The 17,973-nt window shown below is 71.4% G+C and carries 17 protein-coding genes; 7 read left to right on the top strand and 10 right to left on the bottom strand.

The genetic code is table 11. The features are described from left to right. Positions 1 to 79 precede the first annotated feature (79 nt). Together OHS58_RS27345 and OHS58_RS27340 are read right to left on the bottom strand one after the other, a co-directional pair. Entirely contained in the window at positions 80 to 1,042 is a 963-nt protein-coding gene (locus OHS58_RS27345; protein WP_326943881.1) for a sigma-70 family RNA polymerase sigma factor, read from the bottom strand. Positions 1,043 to 1,055: 13 nt separating this feature from the next. After that, entirely contained in the window at positions 1,056 to 1,793 is a 738-nt protein-coding gene (locus tag OHS58_RS27340; RefSeq protein WP_326943880.1) for an SDR family oxidoreductase, read from the bottom strand. A gap of 126 nt (positions 1,794 to 1,919) precedes the next feature. On the opposite strand from OHS58_RS27340, the gene OHS58_RS27335 reads away from it, so the two are divergent. Then, positions 1,920 to 3,125 (top strand): metal-dependent hydrolase family protein, encoded by a 1,206-nt coding sequence (locus OHS58_RS27335; protein WP_326958628.1) that lies wholly within the window; start codon positions 1,920 to 1,922, stop codon positions 3,123 to 3,125. Here OHS58_RS27335 and OHS58_RS27330 read toward each other — a convergent pair. The 3 genes from OHS58_RS27330 to OHS58_RS27320 all read right to left on the bottom strand — a co-directional run bounded on the left by OHS58_RS27330 (position 3,122) and on the right by OHS58_RS27320 (position 5,333). Next, positions 3,122 to 4,195 carry an aldo/keto reductase gene (locus tag OHS58_RS27330; protein ID WP_328644465.1) on the bottom strand — a complete coding sequence of 358 codons (1,074 nt, stop codon included), beginning with the start codon at positions 4,193 to 4,195 and terminating at the stop codon, positions 3,122 to 3,124. The two genes, OHS58_RS27335 and OHS58_RS27330, sit on opposite strands and share 4 nt — an antisense overlap. A 105-nt stretch (positions 4,196 to 4,300) precedes the next feature. After that, entirely contained in the window at positions 4,301 to 4,564 is a 264-nt protein-coding gene (locus OHS58_RS27325; RefSeq protein ID WP_328644464.1) for a hypothetical protein, read from the bottom strand. Positions 4,565 to 4,727: 163 nt separating this feature from the next. Then, a complete protein-coding gene (locus OHS58_RS27320) occupies positions 4,728 to 5,333 on the bottom strand; it encodes a TetR/AcrR family transcriptional regulator (protein WP_328644463.1) in 606 nt (201 codons plus the stop codon). 55 nt (positions 5,334 to 5,388) lie between these two features. Here OHS58_RS27320 and OHS58_RS27315 point away from each other — a divergent pair, with 55 nt between their 5' ends. Then, complete coding sequence (locus OHS58_RS27315; RefSeq protein WP_328644462.1) at positions 5,389 to 5,925, top strand: GNAT family N-acetyltransferase; 537 nt, start codon at positions 5,389 to 5,391, stop codon at positions 5,923 to 5,925. A gap of 49 nt (positions 5,926 to 5,974) precedes the next feature. Here OHS58_RS27315 and metK read toward each other — a convergent pair whose 3' ends face one another. Continuing rightward, complete coding sequence (gene metK, locus OHS58_RS27310; protein WP_328644461.1) at positions 5,975 to 7,171, bottom strand: methionine adenosyltransferase; 1,197 nt, start codon at positions 7,169 to 7,171, stop codon at positions 5,975 to 5,977. Positions 7,172 to 7,347: 176 nt separating this feature from the next. Continuing rightward, positions 7,348 to 8,067 (bottom strand): LmbU family transcriptional regulator, encoded by a 720-nt coding sequence (locus OHS58_RS27305; RefSeq protein ID WP_326958638.1) that lies wholly within the window; start codon positions 8,065 to 8,067, stop codon positions 7,348 to 7,350. 941 nt (positions 8,068 to 9,008) lie between these two features. Here OHS58_RS27305 and rfbA point away from each other — a divergent pair. From rfbA to OHS58_RS27280, 5 genes are read left to right on the top strand one after another with little or no spacing between them, the layout of a single operon-like run. Beyond that, positions 9,009 to 9,881 carry a glucose-1-phosphate thymidylyltransferase RfbA gene (gene rfbA / locus OHS58_RS27300; RefSeq protein WP_247063580.1) on the top strand — a complete coding sequence of 291 codons (873 nt, stop codon included), beginning with the start codon at positions 9,009 to 9,011 and terminating at the stop codon, positions 9,879 to 9,881. A 4-nt stretch (positions 9,882 to 9,885) separates the two neighbouring features. Continuing rightward, a complete protein-coding gene (locus tag OHS58_RS27295) occupies positions 9,886 to 10,992 on the top strand; it encodes a class I adenylate-forming enzyme family protein (RefSeq protein ID WP_326943872.1) in 1,107 nt (368 codons plus the stop codon). Further along, positions 10,989 to 12,515, top strand: coding sequence for an aromatic amino acid ammonia-lyase (locus OHS58_RS27290; RefSeq protein WP_326943871.1), 1,527 nt, complete (start codon positions 10,989 to 10,991; stop codon positions 12,513 to 12,515). Before OHS58_RS27295 ends, OHS58_RS27290 begins: the two co-directional genes overlap by 4 nt. Then, positions 12,512 to 13,525, top strand: coding sequence for a hypothetical protein (locus OHS58_RS27285; RefSeq protein WP_328644460.1), 1,014 nt, complete (start codon positions 12,512 to 12,514; stop codon positions 13,523 to 13,525). Before OHS58_RS27290 ends, OHS58_RS27285 begins: the two co-directional genes overlap by 4 nt. 26 nt (positions 13,526 to 13,551) lie before the next feature. Continuing rightward, positions 13,552 to 14,166, top strand: a complete 615-nt coding sequence (locus tag OHS58_RS27280; RefSeq protein ID WP_326958646.1) for a hypothetical protein — start codon at positions 13,552 to 13,554, stop codon at positions 14,164 to 14,166. 75 nt (positions 14,167 to 14,241) lie between these two features. On the opposite strand, the gene OHS58_RS27275 is transcribed toward OHS58_RS27280, so the two are convergent. From OHS58_RS27275 to OHS58_RS27265, 3 genes are read right to left on the bottom strand one after another with little or no spacing between them, the layout of a single operon-like run. Beyond that, positions 14,242 to 15,486 carry a nucleotide disphospho-sugar-binding domain-containing protein gene (locus tag OHS58_RS27275; RefSeq protein WP_328644459.1) on the bottom strand — a complete coding sequence of 415 codons (1,245 nt, stop codon included), beginning with the start codon at positions 15,484 to 15,486 and terminating at the stop codon, positions 14,242 to 14,244. Then, positions 15,483 to 16,700: a nucleotide disphospho-sugar-binding domain-containing protein gene (locus OHS58_RS27270; protein WP_328644458.1), complete on the bottom strand. Its 1,218-nt coding sequence runs from the start codon at positions 16,698 to 16,700 to the stop codon at positions 15,483 to 15,485. The genes OHS58_RS27275 and OHS58_RS27270 overlap by 4 nt, the downstream gene beginning before the upstream one ends. Next, positions 16,697 to 17,959: a nucleotide disphospho-sugar-binding domain-containing protein gene (locus OHS58_RS27265; RefSeq protein ID WP_328644457.1), complete on the bottom strand. Its 1,263-nt coding sequence runs from the start codon at positions 17,957 to 17,959 to the stop codon at positions 16,697 to 16,699. Before OHS58_RS27265 ends, OHS58_RS27270 begins: the two co-directional genes overlap by 4 nt. Positions 17,960 to 17,973: the final 14 nt, after the last annotated feature.

Here is a 17,973-nt window from a genome sequence, read left to right as displayed (position 1 = left end):
CCGGGGCGTACCTGGTGCGGGGCGCGACAAACGCCCCGCCGGGGAGCGAAGGGTTCGGTACCGGTTCGGCCCAGCGCGGTCACGCGTCGGGTACCGCGGGCCGGCTGCTCCATGCCGGCGCCAGGCCGAACGCCGGGACCAGCGCCGGGTCGTTGAACGCCGTGATGCGCGCGATCCGGTCGCCGGCGAGCGTCAGCACCTGGACGCCGTGGGCCTCGAAGCCGCTCCCGGTCCTGGCGTACTCCACCAGCGCCGGCTGGCCGTTGGCGCGCGTCGGGACCAGGTGCCAGCGGCCCTCGCGCAGCACCCGGCTCGCGAGGAACCCGACGACCGCGTCCCGGCCGGTGAACCACGTCGGGATCGGGGGCATCTCCAGCTCGACGTCGGCGCGCAGCAGCGTCACCAGCGCGCCGGGGTCGGCGCGGACGAACGCGTCGACGTAGCTGTCGAGCAGCGTCCGGCGGGCGGGTTCACCGGGCTCGGCGAGGTCGTCTTCGGCCAGCGCCGCCTCGGCGAGCCGGGTGCGGGCACGGCGCAGCGCGCTGTCGACGGCGTCGGTCGTCGTGTCGAGGATGCCGGCGACGTCGGCGGCCGGGAACGCCAGCACGTCGCGCAGGGTCAGCACGGCCCGCTGCCGGGCGGGCAGCAACTGCAGCGCGGCGATGAACGCCAGCCGCACGCCGGCCCGGCCCGCGGTGATCGCCGCCGGGTCGAGCAGCGCGTCCGGCACCGGCTGCAGCCACGGCACCGACGGTTCCGCGTCCGCGACGGGCACCCGGTGGTCGTCGGCCGGCGCGCCCAGGCCCGACGGCAGCGGCCGCCGGGCCCGGGTCGCCAACGCCGTCAGGCAGGCCGTGGTCGCGATCTTGTACAGCCACCGCCGCACCGAGGACCGGCCTTCGAACCGGCCGAACCCGCGCCACGCCCGCAGGTAGGTCTCCTGCACGAGGTCCTCGGCGTCGTGGATCGAGCCGAGCAGGCGGTAGCAGTGCGCGAGCAGCTCCGGCCGGAACGGCTCGGTCTCCGCGGCGAAGTCGGTCATGGTCCCGTCCACGTTAGAGCGCGCGCAGCCCGGAACCGTCGACCTGGTACTCCGCGGCGCTTCCGGCGTCCGAAGCGACGTCGAGGACGGCCTTCGCGACCTGCTCCGGCGTCAGGACCGGCTGCAGGCCCTCGATGAAGGCGTCGCGGTCGACGCCGGCGCGCGCGGCGTAGCCGGTGACGCCCGCCGCGCCGACACCCGCGGTCGGTGTCAGCTGCGGCAGCAACGTGACGAACCGCAGGCCCAGCGCGGCGCGGTCCGACTCGCCGGCGGCGTACCCGCGCAGGTACCGGACCGCGGCCTTCGCGCTGGCGTACCCGCCGCTGAGCGGCGACCCGCCGAGCGCGGCCCCGCTCGACATCGACACGACGACCCCACCGGGCGCCAGGGGCTCCCGCAGCGCGGCGCGCGTCCAGGCGAAGACGTGCCGGGTGTCGACGTGCCAGTTGCGGCTGAAGGTCTCCCAGGTCTGTTCGTGGATCGGCGCCATCGGCGGCACGGCCCCGGCGTTGAGCACGAGCAGCGCCGGCCGGTGCTCGTGGATGACGTCTCGCGCGAGCGCGTCCTCGGTCGCGTCGGCGGCGACGGGCACGAAGCGCTCGCCGAGCTCGTCCCGGGCCGCGTCGAGGTCGGCTTCGCTGCGCGCGATGCCGACGACGGTGTGGCCGTCGGCGACGAGCGCGGCGGCGATCGCGCGCCCGAAGCCGCGGCCGGCTCCGGTGACGACGGCGGTCTTACTGGAGTGAGACATCGGGCCCTCCGGGGGTGGTGCGGTGCGGTCGGGATCAAGACCGGCGGGAGCGCCGGAAACCGTCGCCACAACGACGTGAGCTGGGTCACAGTTGAATCCGGGGCGGCGGCCCGATCCAATGGCGTGGTGACCTCTTCGCTGCTCCTGCGCAACGCCCGCCTGCTCGACCCGCTGACGGGGGAGTACACCGAAGGGGACCTGCGGTGCGCCGACGGCCGGATCGCCGAGGCCGGGCCGGGGCCGGCCGCCGCCGACGTGCGGACGCTCGACCTGCGCGGCGCCGTCGTGCTGCCCGGGCTGATCGACGCGCACGTGCACGTCGCCGCGTCGACCGCGGACCTCGGCTCGCTGCCGGCGCAGTCACCGGCCTACGCGGCGGCTCAGGCAGCGCGCATCATGAGCGCGATGCTCGACCGCGGTTTCACCACGGTCCGCGACGTCGCGGGCGCCGACTACGGCCTCGCCGACGCGCAGGCGGAGGGGCTGTTCCGCGGGCCGCGGCTGCTGTTCTGCGGCAAGGCGCTGAGCCAGACCGGCGGGCACGGCGACAGCCGCACCCGCGGCACCCACGTCCGGGACGACCACCCGTGCTGCGCGGGCCTCAACCGGATCGCCGACGGCGTCGACGCGGTCCGCGTCGCGGCGCGCGACGAGCTGCGCAAGGGCGCCCACCACCTCAAGGTGATGGCCTCGGGCGGCGTCGCGTCCCCGACCGACCGGATCGACTCGACGCAGTACTCGGCCGACGAACTGCGCGCGATCGTCGAGGAGGCGGAGGCGGCGAACCGGTACGTCGCCGCGCACGCGTACACCGCCCGCGCCGTCAACCGGGCGCTGGAGCTGGGCGTCCGCTCGATCGAACACGGCAACCTCCTCGACGACCGCAGTGTCGAGCTGTTCGTTTCGCAGGACGCGTACCTCGTGCCGACGCTCGTGACGTACTGGGCCCTGAAGGAGGAAGGCCGCGAGCACGGCCTGCCGGAATCGAGCTGGCGCAAGGTGGACGAGGTCCTCGACGCGGGCCTCGCCGCCCTGGAGCGAGCGGCCCGCGGCGGCGTCAAGCTGGTCTACGGCACCGACCTCCTGGGCGGCATGCACCGCCACCAGAACCACGAGTTCCGCCTGCGAGCCGAAGTCCAGTCACCCCTGGAGGTGATCCGCGCGGCAACGTCGACGGCGGCGGACCTGCTGAACCTGACGGGCGAGATCGGCACTCTCGCCATCGGCGCGCACGCGGACCTCGTGGTGGTGGACGGCGACCCGCTGGCGGACATCGGGGTGCTGACCCGGCCGTTCCGGCACGTGGTGCAGGGCGGGGAAGTGGTGGCCTAGACCCAGTTCCGCACGCTCGGCGCGTAGCCCTCGGGCTTGTCACCGACCTTCAGGTTCGGGGTGACGATCCAGCTCTGGTAGCCCGGGGTGAACATCTGGTAGACCGACGCCGGCGGGAGCGCGCTCGCCTCGTCGAGGAGCGTGCGCAGCTCGGCGGGGATCTCGAAGTCGAGGGCGGCCATGCTCGCGCCGAGCTGATCGGCGCTGCTGGCGCCGACGATCGCGGACGCGATGCCCGGCTGGGTGGCGACCCAGTTGAGCGCGACCTGGGCCATCGTCACGCCGAGCTTGCCCGCGACCTCTTCCAGGGGCTTGAGCAGCGCCCAGTCCCGTTCGGTCCAGGCCGGGCCGGCCGTGGCGGTGTAGCGGCCGGTGCCGGCGTCGCGGTACTTGCCGGTGAGGAAACCGCCGGCCAGCGGGCTCCACGCCGTGACGCCGAGGCCGAGTGTCTGGCCCAGCGGGATGTGCTCGGTCTCGATCTGGCGCTGGACCAGGGAGTACGGCAGCTGCAGGTTGATCACGGGTGTGAGCGCGTTCGCCTCGGCGTAGGTCTGGGCGCGCGAGGCGTACCAGGCGGGCACGTCGGAGAGGCCAGCGTAACGGATCTTGCCCGCGCGGACGAGGTCGTCGAACGTGCGCATGACCTCCTCGACCGGGGTGAGCCGGTCCCAGGTGTGCAGCAGGAAGAGGTCGACGTAGTCGGTGCCGAGCCGGCGCAGCGACGCCTCGAGGGCGCGGATCATGTGCTTGCGCCCGTTGCCGCCCGCGTTCGGGTCGCCGTCCGCGACGCTGTTGGTGAACTTGGTGGTGAGCACGACTTTTTCGCGGACGTTCGCCTCGGCGATGAGCTTGCCGAGGATGGTTTCGCTCTCCCCGGCGGTGTAGAAGTCGGCGGTGTCGATGAAGTTGCCGCCGCCGTCGAGGTAACCGCGGAAGATCGGGCGGGCCTCGTCCTCGGTCTTCCCGTAGGCGGCGTGGAAGCCACCGGTGCCGAAGTTCATCGTCCCCAACGCGAGCCGGCTGACGCGCAGCCCCGAGCGGCCGAGGAGGTAGTACTGGTCGAGTGCCATGGGGAAGTGCTCCTGTGCAACGGAAATCTGGTGGACTCCTCCAGGGTGCCGAGAGTTTTTTGGACCGGCAAGTCCAGTCATCGGGGTTCGTTGTGGACCGGCGTGTCAGGCGAGTTCGGCCGAGACGACCGTCGGGAGTTCGCGCAGGCGGTCGAGCAAGCGGTCCGTCTCCTCGTCCGGGAGCAGGAGCGCGCAGGCCAGTGAGCTCTCGCGGACGCCGTCGCGGATGTCGACCGAGAGTTCGTGGATCATGCTTGCCTGCTGGGTGAGGGTGCCGACCAGGGCGGGGATTCCCGCGGCGCCGCCCGTGAAGTACGTGGCGATGCGGCGGCGGACCAGCAGGGAACTGGCGAAAGACGTGGGGGCCATGACGGATCTCCGGAAGTCGGGTTCTCAGGGGATCCGGGCCAGGCCCCGGGGGCAAAACATGGGTCGTCAGCGCTGCGCGCCGGCGACCTGGTTCAGCCGGCGCGCCGGGTTACGAGTCGCGAGGACGTCATCAGGCGCTGCACGGCGACAGGCTAACACGGACTCACCCGTTCGCCGGGAAATGCGGGTCCACCAGGGTCGCGAGGTGGTCGTCGAGCAGATCGGCCTGCCGGTCCGGTGGGAACGCGCGCGGGTCGAACAGTGCTTGGACGACCAGTCCGAGCGTGAACGCGAGCGCGCCCGCGGCGATGCGCTCGGGGTCGCCGGGGCGCAGCTCGCCTAGGCGTTGCGCCTCGACGACGAGGTCGCGTAGCCGGTCGCGGCTCTCGCCGTACTTCCGTGCGTACGCGACGCTCAGCGCCGGGTCGGCCAGTGCGGTGTCCCAGGAGGACACCCAGATCCGGTTGCCCGTGGTCGCGTCGGCGGTCAGCGGCAGGATGTCCAGGAGCCTCGCGCGCATCGCGGCGAGGCCCGGGCCGGTGGTCCGGCGGGCGCGGGTGCTCGTGCGCTCGTCCAGCAGGTCGAGCGCGTGCGCGAGCAGCTCCTGTTTGCCGCTGAAGTAGTGGGTGAGCAGGCCGGTGGTGGCGCCCAGCTCGGCCGCGACGGCGCGCATCGTCAGGCCGCCGAACCCGTGTGCGGTCAGGACGCGCCAGACCGCCTCGGAGACGTCGCGGCGGCGGGCTTCGTGGTCTCCCTTGGGGCGCGGCACGCGTGTTAGCATAACAGTCGTTGTGTGAATGGGGGCAGCTGTGTTCTTCAGACCGTTGACCGAAAACGCCCGGCTCGAGCCGCTGGAGCCGTGGCAGGCCGAGGAGTTCGCCGGGCACCTCGAGCGGGCGCGCGAGCACATCCGGCCGTGGGTCGGGCCGGCGTTCGTCACCGACGACGTCGAGGGCGCGCGGGCGACCCTGCGCCGGTACGCCGAGCGCCAGGCCACGGGCGGCGGCCGGCTCCTCGGGATCCGGCTCGACGGCGCGCTGGTCGGCGGCGTGATGTTCGTGGAGTTCGACGCGGGTGTGGGCTCATGCGAGATCGGCTGCTGGCTGGAACCGGGCGCCGAGGGCCACGGCCTGGTCACACGGGCCTGCGAGGTCCTGCTCGACTGGGCGTTCACCACGCGCGGCCTGCACCGCGTGGAGTGGCGCTGCCGCGCGGACAACGTCCGCAGCTCGGCGGTGGCCGAACGCCTCGGCATGGTCCGCGAAGGCGTCCTGCGCGAGTACTGGCCGTACGACGGTGCCCGCTACGACAAGGAAATCTGGGCCATCCTCGCCCCGGACTGGGCCGACCGAACGTCGTGAGGGGCACCTTCAGGGCTTATACGTCCCTGAAGGTGCCCCTCACGGCAGGTCAGGCGCCGGTGGCGGCCTTCAGGTCCGCGGCGCGGGCGGTGCTCTCCCACGGGAGGTCCAGCTCGGGACGGCCGAAGTGGCCGTACGCGGCGGTCGGGGCGTAGATCGGGCGCAGCAGGTCCAGATCACGGATGATCGCCGCCGGCCGGAGGTCGAAGACCTCGGTGATGGCCTGCTGGATCTTCGACGGGTCCACCGTCTCCGTCCCGAACGTCTCCACGAACAAGCCGACCGGGGCCGCCTTGCCGATCGCGTACGCGACCTGCACCTCGGTCCGCGTCGCCAGCCCGGCCGCGACGACGTTCTTCGCCACCCAACGCATCGCGTACGCCGCCGAGCGGTCCACTTTGGACGGGTCCTTGCCCGAGAACGCGCCACCACCGTGACGGGCCATGCCGCCGTAGGTGTCGACGATGATCTTGCGGCCGGTCAGACCGGCGTCACCCATCGGGCCGCCGATCACGAACCGGCCCGTGGGGTTGACCAGCAGCCGCGCGCCGGACGTGTCGATCCCGAGGTCCGACAGCTCCGGCTCGACGACGTGGTCCTTCACGTCGACGCCCAGCATGCGGTCGAGGTCGATGCCGTCGGCGTGCTGCGACGAGACCACGACCGTGTCCAGCCGGACGGGCCGGTCGCCCGCGTACTCGATGGTCACCTGGGTCTTGCCGTCGGGACGCAGGTAGGGCAGCACGCCGTCGTTCCGAACTGCGGTCAAGCGACGGGAAAGCCGGTGGGCGAGCGCGATCGGCAAGGGCATCAGCTCGGGCGTGTCGGAGCAGGCGTAACCGAACATCAGGCCTTGGTCACCCGCACCCTGGCGGTTGATCTCGTCCTCGTCGGACTCCACGCGGGACTCGTAGGCGGTGTCGACGCCCTGGGCGATGTCGGCCGACTGCGACCCGATCGCCACGTTGACGCCACACGAATTGCCGTCGAACCCCTTCGCCGACGAGTCGTACCCGATCCGCAGGATCACATCCCGCACGATCGTCGGGATATCGGCGTAAGCCTCGGTCGTCACCTCACCGGCGACGTGGACCTGCCCGGTGGTGATCAGGGTCTCGACCGCGACGCGGCTGCGCGGGTCCTTCGACAGCAGCCCGTCCAGGATCGAGTCGCTGATGGCGTCGCAAATCTTGTCGGGGTGCCCTTCGGTCACCGACTCCGAGGTGAACAACCTGCTGCCGGACATGACGGGTCCTCGCTTCCGTGGAGTTTCGTCGGGAGTTTCTTCGGGAGTAATAGACAGCGGCAGGCACTCCCGCACGGAATGCCTGCCGCTGGTGGTGAACCCGAGTTAAAGTCTTTCCCCAGTCCCCAGTGAACTTCGGTCGAACTCGGTTTCCCCGGTGGTGCGTCGGAAGGCGGTCAGCCTTCCTTCTTCCCCGATATCGCGTGGTCGTCGCCCGGCAGCCCGATCACGGTGTCCGCCGCGTTGTCCAAAATGGACACGATCCACGAGAGCAGGTCCTGCTTCGTCGTGCTGGCGGCCTCGAGCCATCGCTGCTTCCGGTCCGCCGGCACGTTCATCTCGATGCTGAGGACGTCGCTGCCGCCCTCGTCGTCCGCCGCCCGCGCCGCCTTGCGGCTGGCCCGGACCCGGTTGCGCAGCTCGTTGCGGGACCAGCTGAACTTCTCCGCCCGATCGAGCCAGTTCTCCTGCTGTTCCTCCGGCAGGCTCGCCAGCTCCGCGTGGTGCTGGAAGCTGAGCGCCGGCCGGCGGCGGGTCACCGAGTACCGCCGCGCCACCCACGCGTAGTTGCGGAGCGTCTGATAGTCCAGCGACGTCTTCGCGATCGCGTGCATGTAGCGGTCGGGGTACTGCGCCTGGCCGTAGATCAACCAGTCGCCCAGCCACCACGTCGAGGACTCCGAGATCACGAAGATCTCGTGGCCGATCCTGCTCCACTCGTCGAGCGGGATCTGGGGTGGCAGGTTGAGGCTGGTCCGCCTGGTCAGCATCCCGTCGGTGAACGGCCGGCCGGCCAGCCGGCCCGGGGGCGACGCGACCGGTGACCGGTCGGTGTCCCGCGGGCTGCCGGCCGGTTCGGCGTGCCGCGGAATGCTGCCCTCTTTGCTCGTCATCATCACCATTCGTCTCCTAGGCGTCATCGACATAGACGACCTCGGCCCGGCGAACGTGATCGCCGGGCCGCCCTGTACTCCTCCCCATTGGCCTTCTCCTCCTTCCACGATCGGGTGAATTCCTTGGTGTCAGCACCCTACACGCGGGCATGGTGTGGGGCGGGTTTTCCGGGATTCCGCGGGGCGGCTTCGCGCGCCGTTCCGGAATGCGGGCGGTGCCGCTCACCGGGGTGCCCGGCCGCGGGGATCGGAACGGCGCGCGGCCGCCCTCGCCGTCCCATTCCGGGATAGCACCACAACGGTGTGGTGGATTGGAAAAGTGATCCCGGGCACACGTCCCGCCGCCCGGACGGGGTCCTGCCGGTTAGTCCACGCCGTGGACTAAATGAAGATCATTCGGGTTTGTCCGTTGGCTCCCCGGCCCGGCGCGCGCGTCCGCGTCCGCCGCTGCCGGTCGTGCACGAGCCTCGTGCCGAAACGGTCGTGTCCAAAGCGCCCCCAGGTGCCCCAGTGGTACGGGCCTCTTCGGGGCCCGCGTCCGGCCGACGGTGGCCCGGGTGCGCGGGCGATGCCGCGCAGAGGCGGACCACCTCGGTGACCAGGTGGATTCTGGCACCGCTGTAGGCCTTTGACAAGTTGGGCGGGCTGTGTCCACGTCGGACTCGGCGCCGGTTCCGCGCCGGTCCGCCGGGTGCCGCGCGCGGGCCCGGCGTCCCGCCGGCGGGACGTCCGGCCCGCGGCGGCGCGTTCCCGGACCGGCTGGGAGCGCGACCGGAAATCGCCGCCGCGCGGCCATCGGGGAGAAGCGCTTCGATGCGGTGCCCGCACCATTGACGCCCCCGCGTCGCCTTGCCTAGTGTTCCCGATATCCACATCGCGGCATTCTCATTCTCGCCTCGCGGTCGACGTATATCGACGAATGGACCCAGAAAATGAACAAGGCCATGAAAGGAATCGTTCTCGCCGGCGGAACCGGTTCGCGGTTGTACCCCCTGACGAAGGCGACGTCTAAGCAGCTGCTCGCGGTCTACGACAAGCCGATGGTCTATTACCCGCTTTCGGTGCTGATGCTCGCCGGCATCCGGGAGATCCTGGTCATCTCGACGCCCGACAGCATCCCGGCCCTGCGCGCGCTGCTCGGTGACGGCTCCGACCTGGGGCTCGACATCAGCTACGCCGAGCAGGACCAGCCGCGCGGCATCGCCGAAGCGCTCTTGATCGGCGCGGACCACATCGACGGGAATCCGTCCGCGTTGATCCTCGGCGACAACATCTTCCACGGTGCCGGGTTTTCCCGAATCCTGCGCGCCGCGCGCGAGCGCCTCGACGGCTGCACGCTGTTCGGTTACCCGGTCTCCGATCCCGAGCGCTACGGCATCGGCGAAACGGACGAGCGCGGCTCCCTCGTGTCGATCGAGGAGAAACCGCTGCGCCCGCGTTCCGACAACGCGATCACCGGGCTGTACCTCTACGACTCCGACGCCGTCGAGATCGCCCGCGGCATCGAGCCGTCGGCGCGGGGCGAGCTGGAGATCACCGACGTCAACAAGGCCTACCTCAAGGAGGGCCGCGCGCAGCTGTGCCGGCTCGGCCGCGGGTTCACCTGGCTCGACGCCGGGACGCACGACTCCCTGCTCGCCGCCAGCCAATACGTTCAGGTGATCGAAAAGCGCCAGAGCGTGCGGGTCGCCTGCCTGGAGGAGATCGCGCTGCGCATGGGCTACATCGACGCCGAGCGGTGCCGGGCCTCCGGCGAGGCGATGAAGAGCTCCGAATACGGCAAGTACCTGATCCAGCTCGCCGAGACGCTGGGCTAGGGGGATGGGATACGCGGAGCTGACCCCGCACGAGCTGCTCACGCCCGGGTTCGCGGCGCCGGAGGTGACCGGGCGCGCCTGGCACGTCCGGTGGGACCGCGAGCCGGCGATCGGGCCGGACGCGCTGCCCGCCGTCGTCGACTTCCACACCTCGGGCACCACCGGGCCGCGCCGGCAGTGGCGGCGTCACGGGCCGAAGGTGTGGGCCGAGGCGGGGATGCTCGCCGACCTCGTGGCGCCCGGGCGGCCGGACGCCGTCGTCTCGTTCGTGCCGCCGGTCCACCTGTTCGGCGCGCTGGCCACGGTGCTCGTTCCGGCCCGCCTGCGCGTGCCGGCGTGGTACCGCGACGGCTTCTACGGCACCCTGCCCGACATCGGCGGCCGCCCGGTGGTGATGGCGACGCCGTGGATCTTCGAGCTGCTGCTGCGCCACCTGGACTGGGTGCGCGGGCTCGACCACCTCACCGTGCTCTACGGCGGCGCCATGCTGCCGGCCACCGCCGGTGACCTGCTGCGCGAGCTCGGCCCCGAGCGGGCCCTGCTGGTCGAGGTGCTCGGCTCCACCGAAGCGGGCGGCATCGCGACGCGCACCTGGCGTGAGGGCGAGCCGCCGGAGTGGCAGCTGTTCCCGGACGTCGAATTCGCGGGCCGGGCGACGCCGGGTGCCGAGGTGCCGCTGGCCGTCACCAGCCCGCGGCTGGCGTTCCGGCCCGGCGAACCGGAGCCGGCGTCCTGGGAGGCCGACGACCGGGTCGTGCCGCTCGGCGAGCGCTCGTTCCGGCACGCCGGCCGGGCCGGCCGGCTGGTCAAGGTCAACGGCCGCCGGATCAACCTGGACGACGCCGAGTACGCCCTGCGGGCCGTGCTCGACTGCGCCGACCTGGCGCTGCTGCCGGTCACCGACCCGAAGATCGGCGAGCACGTCGAACTGCTCGTCGCCCTCGCGCCCGGCACCGAGGTCGCCGACCTCGATCTCGCGGCCGCGTTCGCCCGCCTGGGCGTCCGGCCGCGCAAGCTGCACGTCGTGCCCCGGATCGACCGGTCCGCCCTGGGCAAGCTGCGGCACGTTCCCGCCCCCACCACACCCGACGAGGAGGTCGCAGCGAGGTGACACCGATCGCCGAAAGCCAGGGCCGCGAGCTGACCAGTTCCCTTTACCTGGGCGAGATCGTCTGGAGCGCCGACTGGGACGCGAAGATCGACCCGTGCGACGACGCGGACATCGCCCGGATGCGGGCGAGCGCGCGCACCATCGAGGAGCACCTGACCGCCGACAAGCCGGTGTACGGGCTCACCCAGGGCTTCGGGCCGCTGGTGGTGTTCGACGCCGACTCCGAGATGGAGCAGGGCAGCTCGCTCATCTCCCACCTCGGCACCGGCCAGGGCGCACCGCTCTCGCCCGACGTCTCGCGGCTGATCCTGTGGCTGCGCATCCAGAACATGCGCAAGGGCTACTCCGCCGTCACGCCGCGGTTCTGGCAGATCCTCGCCGACCTGTGGAACAAGGGCTTCACCCCGGTGATCCCGCGGCACGGCACGGTCAGCGCCAGCGGGGACCTGCAGCCGCTGGCGCACGCCGCGCTGGCGTTCGGCGGGCAGGGCCGGGCGTGGCGCCGTGACGGTGGCGGCCGGTGGATCACGGTGCCCGCGAAGGACGCGCTGGCCGCGCTGGGCCACGAGCCGGTCGACTGGCCGGTGCGGGAGGCGCTGGCGTTCGTCAACGGCACCGGCGCGAGCCTCGCCCAGTCGATCGTCAACCACCAGTCGTCGCTGCGGCTGGTCCAGGCCGCCGCGATGCTGACCGGCCGGCTCGCGAGGCTGCTGGGCGCCAACCCGGAGCACTACGACGCCGGGCACGGCATCGCGCGCGGCCAGCTCGGCCAGCTCACCGCGGCCGAGTGGATCCGGCGTGAGCTGCCGGACAACCAGACCCGCGACCCGAAGCGGCCGCTGCAGGAGCCCTACAGCCTGCGCTGCGCGCCGCAGGTGCTCGGCGCGGTGCTCGACCAGCTCGACAACGTGGGCAACGTGCTGGCCCTGGAGGTCGACGGCTGCCAGGACAACCCGATCACCTTCGAGGGGCGGCTGCTGCACGGCGGCAACTTCCACGCGATGCCCGTCGGGCTCGCCTCCGACCAGACCGGGCTCGCCATGCACATGGCGGTCTACCTGGCCGAACGGCAGCTGGGGCTGCTGTTGTCCCCGGCCACCAACGGCGACCTGCCGCCGATGCTGACCCCGCGCGCCGGCCGCGGTTGCGGGCTGGCCGGCGTGCACATCAGCGCGACGTCGTTCGTGTCGCGGATCCGGCAGCTGGTCTACCCGTCGTCGCTGACGACGTTGCCGACCAACGGCTGGAACCAGGACCACGTCCCGATGGCGCTCAACGGCGCCAACTCCGTGGCCGAGGCCCTGGAGCTGGGCTGGCTGGTGATCGGCTCGCTCGCCCTCGGCGTCGCGCAGCTGGCCGTGATGACCGACGCGCCGCCGCCCGACGGCGGGATCTGGGCCGAGCTCGCCGGGATCTCCCCGCCGCTGGCCGAGGACCGGCCGATGGCGGCCGAGGTGCGGGCCGCGCGCGACCTGCTCAACCGCTACGCCACCGACGCCCTGGCCAACGGCGACGCGGGATGAGCCTGCGGATCAAGGGGATCTCGCTGCAGGTCGACGAGGTGAGCGAGGAGGTCGCCGCGCACGACCTGCGCGCGATCAGGGAGCAGCTGCACTGCACCGACGTCATCCTGATCGGGATGGACCTGCCGAAGCTGTTCACCGCGGCGCACAACGCCCTGGCGGCCGGCCTCGACGTCTGGATCGAGCCGCACCCGGTGGACATCGGGCGGCGCAAGGTGCTGCGCACCCTCGAGGTCGCCGCGCTGGCCGCCGAGCAGCTGCGGCGCGGCTTCCCCGGCCGCGTCAACCTGGTCGTCGGCTGCGAGTTCTCCCTGCACCTGGCCGGGATGATCCCCGGCAGGCCGGAAGCGATGCGGCTGCTCGTCACCATCCACTGGCGGCGACGGTTCGAAAAGCGGATCAACCGCAAGGTGAACCGGCTGCTGGCGCGGGCGCTGGGCCGGGTCAAGCCGGTGTTCGGCGGCCCGGTCACCTATGCGGCGGCGTCGTGGGAGGACGTCGACTGGTCCGGCTTCGACTACGCCGGGGTGAACCTCTACCGCACGGCGTCGAACTCCGCGCAGTTCGAGGTGCGGCTGAAGGAACGGCTCGCGCGCGCCGGGAAACCGCTGCTCATCACGGAGTTCGGCTGCGGGGCCTACGTCGGCGGCGCGCAGCGCGGGCCGGGATCGTTCAAGATCGTCAACTGGCTCTCGGTGCCGCCCAAGATCCGCAAGGGCAACATCCGCAGCGAGCGGGTGCAGGCCGCCTACGTCGGCGACATGATCGACGTCTACGCGCGCAACGACGTCCACGGCGCGTTCGTCTACACGTTCGCGTTGCGCGACTACCCGCACTTCGCGGATCCCTTGCGGGACCTGGACATGGCGTCGTTCAGCGTCGTCAAGATCGATCCCGACGACCTGGACCGCTGGGAACCGAAGGACGTGTTCCACGAGATCGCGCGCCGGTACGCCGTTCCCGCGGTTCAGCTCGCCGGGGGTGGCCGCGCTAGCATCGAGCAACCATGATCGGTTAGACCGCTTACGGGGGACCCATGGAAATTCACCAGCTGCAGAAGCACGATCGGTTCCACATCCGGCAGAAGCAGAAGCTGATGGTCATCCGCTACCACGTCTACGCGGACGACGGTCAGGGCCAGCCGGGTGACCTGGTCGCCTTCATCGAGGAGAAGCGCCTCACGTTCAAGGAACACGCGACGTTCTACACCGACGAGAGCAAGGAAACGGTGCTCGCGAAGTTCCGTTCCCACAAGGTGGAAGAGCTGTCCAGCGCGTACCAGGTGCTGGGCGCCGACGGCGACGAAGAGGTGCTCGGCCTGTTCGGCAAGAAGTTCGGCAAGTCCTTCTACCGCTCGACCTGGGTGCTCGACCAGGACGGCCGTGACCGCTTGACGGTCAGCGAGCGCAGCCAGGGCATGGCGGCGTTCCGCCGGATCTGGAAGCTGGTCCCGTGGCCGGGCGACGTCGAGGTCCCGTTCTTCTGGAAGTACCACTTCGACTTCACCCGCGGCGAGGACCAGGTCGTCGGCGCGGTGGAGAAGACCGCGCGGCTGTCGGACAACTACCTGCTGCGCCTGGAAGACGACGAGATCGACCGCCGCCTGGCCCTCGGCCTCGCGATCGGCCTGGACGCGTTGCAGTACAACTGATCCTCCCGTTCAAAGCCGTGAATGCCACATTGAGGGACACTAGGTCCCTCAATGTGGCATTCACGGCTTTACGGCTCAGGTGAGCTGGTGCTTGCGGGTGAGCTGCTCCAGCTGGGCGACGAGGTCGTTCGGGCCCGGCTGGGCCTCGATTTCGGCGCGTAGCGCCTGGGCTCGGGTGCGGAAGCCCGGCTCTGTCAGGAGTCGTTGTAGCGCGTCGCGGACGGCTGGGCCCGTTGCGTCGTCCGAGTGGACTGTGAGGCCCGTTCCCTGTTCCTCCAGTTTGCGGGCCAGCAGGGGTGCGTCGAAGTCGTACGGGAGCGTCAGCTGGGGGACGCCGTGGCGGGAGAACGTCGCCAGGGTGCCGAAACCGCCGTGGTGGATGGCCGCCGTGCACGTGGCCGCCAGGGCGTCCAGGGGGACGTACGGGACCACTCGCGCGTTCGACGGGATCGGGCCCAGAGATTCGGGATCCGCTATCGTGGCCACCACCTCGATGTCCATTGTGGACAATGCGACCAGGATGTCGCGGACGTTCACCGTGTAGCCCGAGTACTCCGTCGCCGACGTGCCCAGCGTCAGCGCGACGCGGGGCCGGTCGAGAGGTTTGGTCACCCAGGGTGGGACCACCGCCGCGCCGCCGTACGGGGTGTAGCGGACCGGGAGCGCGTCCAGGGAAACGGCGAGGCTCGGCGGGAGCGGATCGAGGGTGAAGTGCCCGGCCCGCAGGTGATCCTCGTACGGGAGGCCGTGGCGGGACGCGGTCTCCGTGAGCCATTCGGTGAGGCGGTCGGTGGCGGTGAAGCGCCGGATCCAGTCGTGCGTGACGCCCAGGAAGTCCGTGCCGAACAGCACCCGGCCGTGCGCGGCGCCGCACGCGTGGGCCGCCAGGGCGCCGCTGTAGGTGAACGGCTCCCACAGCACCAGGTCCGGCCGCCACGCGCGGGCGAACTCGACCGCGCCGTCCAGCAGCGGCTCGTTGTCCTCGCCGAACGCGTACGTCACCATCATCTCGAACGCCTCGGCGCGCTCGTCGGTCCAGTCGGCGGGTGTCGGCGTGAACTCCGCGAGGTCGTACGGCTTCGGCAAGCCGCGCCGCAACGCGTCGCGCGCCTCCTGCGCCTCCGGCGTGTCGTCCTCGGGGTCGGGCTCCGGGTCGTGGCCGAGCGGGACGGCGGTGAGGCCGGCGCGGGTGATCGCGTCGGTGAACCCCGGCGTGCTCGCCACCCGGACCTCGTGCCCGGCGGTGCGCAGCGCCCACGCGAGCGGCGCGAGCGCGTAGAAGTGCGTCAGCTGGGGCAGGACGCAGCACAGGACCTTCACGGCCGGCCTCCGCGGTGTTTCGTGGTCAGTTCTTCGAGCCGCGCGACGACGTCGTTGGGACTCGGCATCGCGGCGATCTCCTCGGCCAGCGCGGTCGCGGCGGCCCGGATGCCCGTGTTGCCCAGTAGTTGCTCGACGCTCCACCGGATCCGGCGGCCGCTGGCCTGGGCCGGGTCGACCGTCAGCCCGGCGCCCTGGGCCGCGAGCTTGCGGCCGAGCAGGGGCGCGTCGAAGTCGTGCGGCAGGGTCAGCTGGGGGACGCCGTGGCGGGCGAACGTCAGCAGCGTGCCGAACCCGCCGTGGTGGATCGCCGCCGCGCACGTCGGGGCGAGGGCGTCGAGCGGCACGTACGGCACGGCCCGCACGTTGTCCGGCACCGGCCCGTCGACCGTCGCCACGACCTCGACGTCCATTGTGGACAACGCGGCGAGCAGGTCGGTCACCTGCACGGTGTAGCCGCCGTACTCCAGCGTCGCGGACGTGCCCAGGGTGACCGCGATCCGCGGGCGTGACGGGGTTTCCCGCAGCCAGGCGGGAACTTCCGCCGGGCCGCCGTAAGCGACGTACCGCGCCGGGACGTACTCCAGCTCCGGCGAAGCCAGCCGCAGTGGCGACGGCAGCTGGTCGACGGTGAAGTGCCCGGACCGCAGGTCGTCGGTGTAGGGAACATCCAACGAAGCGGCCGTCGAAGTCAGCCACCCGGTGAGCCGGTCGTCCGGGACGTGGGCGTGGATCCACTCGTGCGTGACGCCGAGGAAGTCCGTGCCGAACAGCACCCGGCCGTGCGCCGCGCCGCACGCCGCCGCGGCGAACGCGCCCGCGTAGGTGAACGGCTCCCACAGCACCAGATCGGGCTGCCAGGAGCGGGCGAACGCGACCAGGTCGTCGAGGATCGGCGCGTTGAACTCGCCGAAGGCGTAGGTGACCATCGCGTCGAACGCCTCGGCGTGCCCGTCGGTCCAGTCGGAGCCCGACTCCGCGAGGTCGTACGGCGCGGGCAGCCCGGCGGGGGCCTCCTCGGCGATCTCCTCGTCGTCCTCGGCGTCGGCCGGGCCGACCGCGACGGCGGTGAGCCCGGCGTCCGTCACGGCTTCGGCGAAGTCGGGCGAGGTCGCGTACCGCACCTCGTGCCCGGCCGTGCGCAGCGCCCAGGCCAGCGGCACCGTGGCGTAGAAGTGCGTCAGCTGCGGCAAGGCGCAGAACAGGACCTTCACGAGGCACCGCCGCGGTGCTTGACGGTCAGCGCTTCCAGTTCGCCGACCAGCTGGTTCGGCGTCGGCAGCGCGTGCATCTCGTCGCGCAGCCGCGCCGCCCCTTCGGTGAACGACGGTTCTTCCAGCAACCGCAGCACATTCGCGCGGATCGTGTCCGCGTCGATCGGGATGCCGTGCATGTTCAGGCCGGCGCCGGTCGCGGCGAACCGGCGGCCGATCAGCGGCTCGTCGAAGTGGTACGGCAGGGTCAGCTGCGGGACGCCGTGCAGCGCGAACGTCGAGAGCGTGCCGACGCCGGCGTGGTTGATCGCGACCGAGCACGTCGACGCGAGCGCGTGCAGCGGGATGTACGGCATCAGCAGCGCGTTCTCCGGGATGCTGCGCAGCTTCTCCTGCTCGTCCTCCGGGACGGTCGCGTACAGCTCGACGTCGAGGTCGGCGAGCGCGTCGAGGACGTCCTGGATGTCGATCGTGTAGCCGGCGAAGTGGCCGGTCGCGGTGAGGCCCATGGTGAGCGCGACGCGTGGCTTCTCGGGCTTGATCTCCAGCCACCACGGCGCGATCGCGACGCCGCCGTACGGGACGTTGCGCATGTGCAGGTAGTTGAGGTCGGCTTCGCACTGCAGGCTGGCCGGCATCGGGTCGATCGTGAAGTCGCCGGTGATCAGGTCCTCGGTGAACTCGAAGCCGTACTTGCGGCCGTAGGAGGCGAACCACTTGGCCAGCGGGTCCTCGGCCTGGCCGAAGCCGCGGAAGATCTCGCGGGCGCGGCCGTAGACGTCGGCGCCGAACAGGAGACGGGCGTGGGCGGCGCCGCACGCCTTGGCCGCGATGGCCCCGGCGTAGGTGAACGGTTCCCAGATGACCAGGTCCGGCTGCCACGACTTGGCGAACTCGACGAGCCCGCCGATCATGGAGAAGATCTCGTAGCGGCAGCGCTCGACGTCGTCGACATAGCCGGTGAGCATGCTCTCCCAGTCGGCGCTCGACGGGTCTTCGACGGCGTCGTACGGCGGGTGCAGGCCCTCGCGGGCCTCCTCGAGCATGTCCTCGGTGACCTGCATGGCGACAAGGAGCCGTCGCGGGTCGACTTGGCGACCCGCCGGGACCGCGGTGAGCCCGGCCTGCGTCACCTCCTCGACGAAGTCGGGCTGCGTGGCGACGACGACCTCGTGCCCGGCCGTGCGCAGGGCCCAGGCCAGCGGCACCATCGGCTGGAACATGCTGCCCTGGTTGGCGGTGGTGAACAGGATGCGCATCGGGTCTACCTTTC

The organism is Amycolatopsis sp. NBC_00348 (assembly GCF_036114655.1).
In the GTDB taxonomy this organism is placed as follows: domain Bacteria; phylum Actinomycetota; class Actinomycetes; order Mycobacteriales; family Pseudonocardiaceae; genus Amycolatopsis.
The sequence above is the reverse complement of the archived record's forward strand: the minus strand, read 5'-3'. Positions and strand labels throughout refer to the sequence as shown.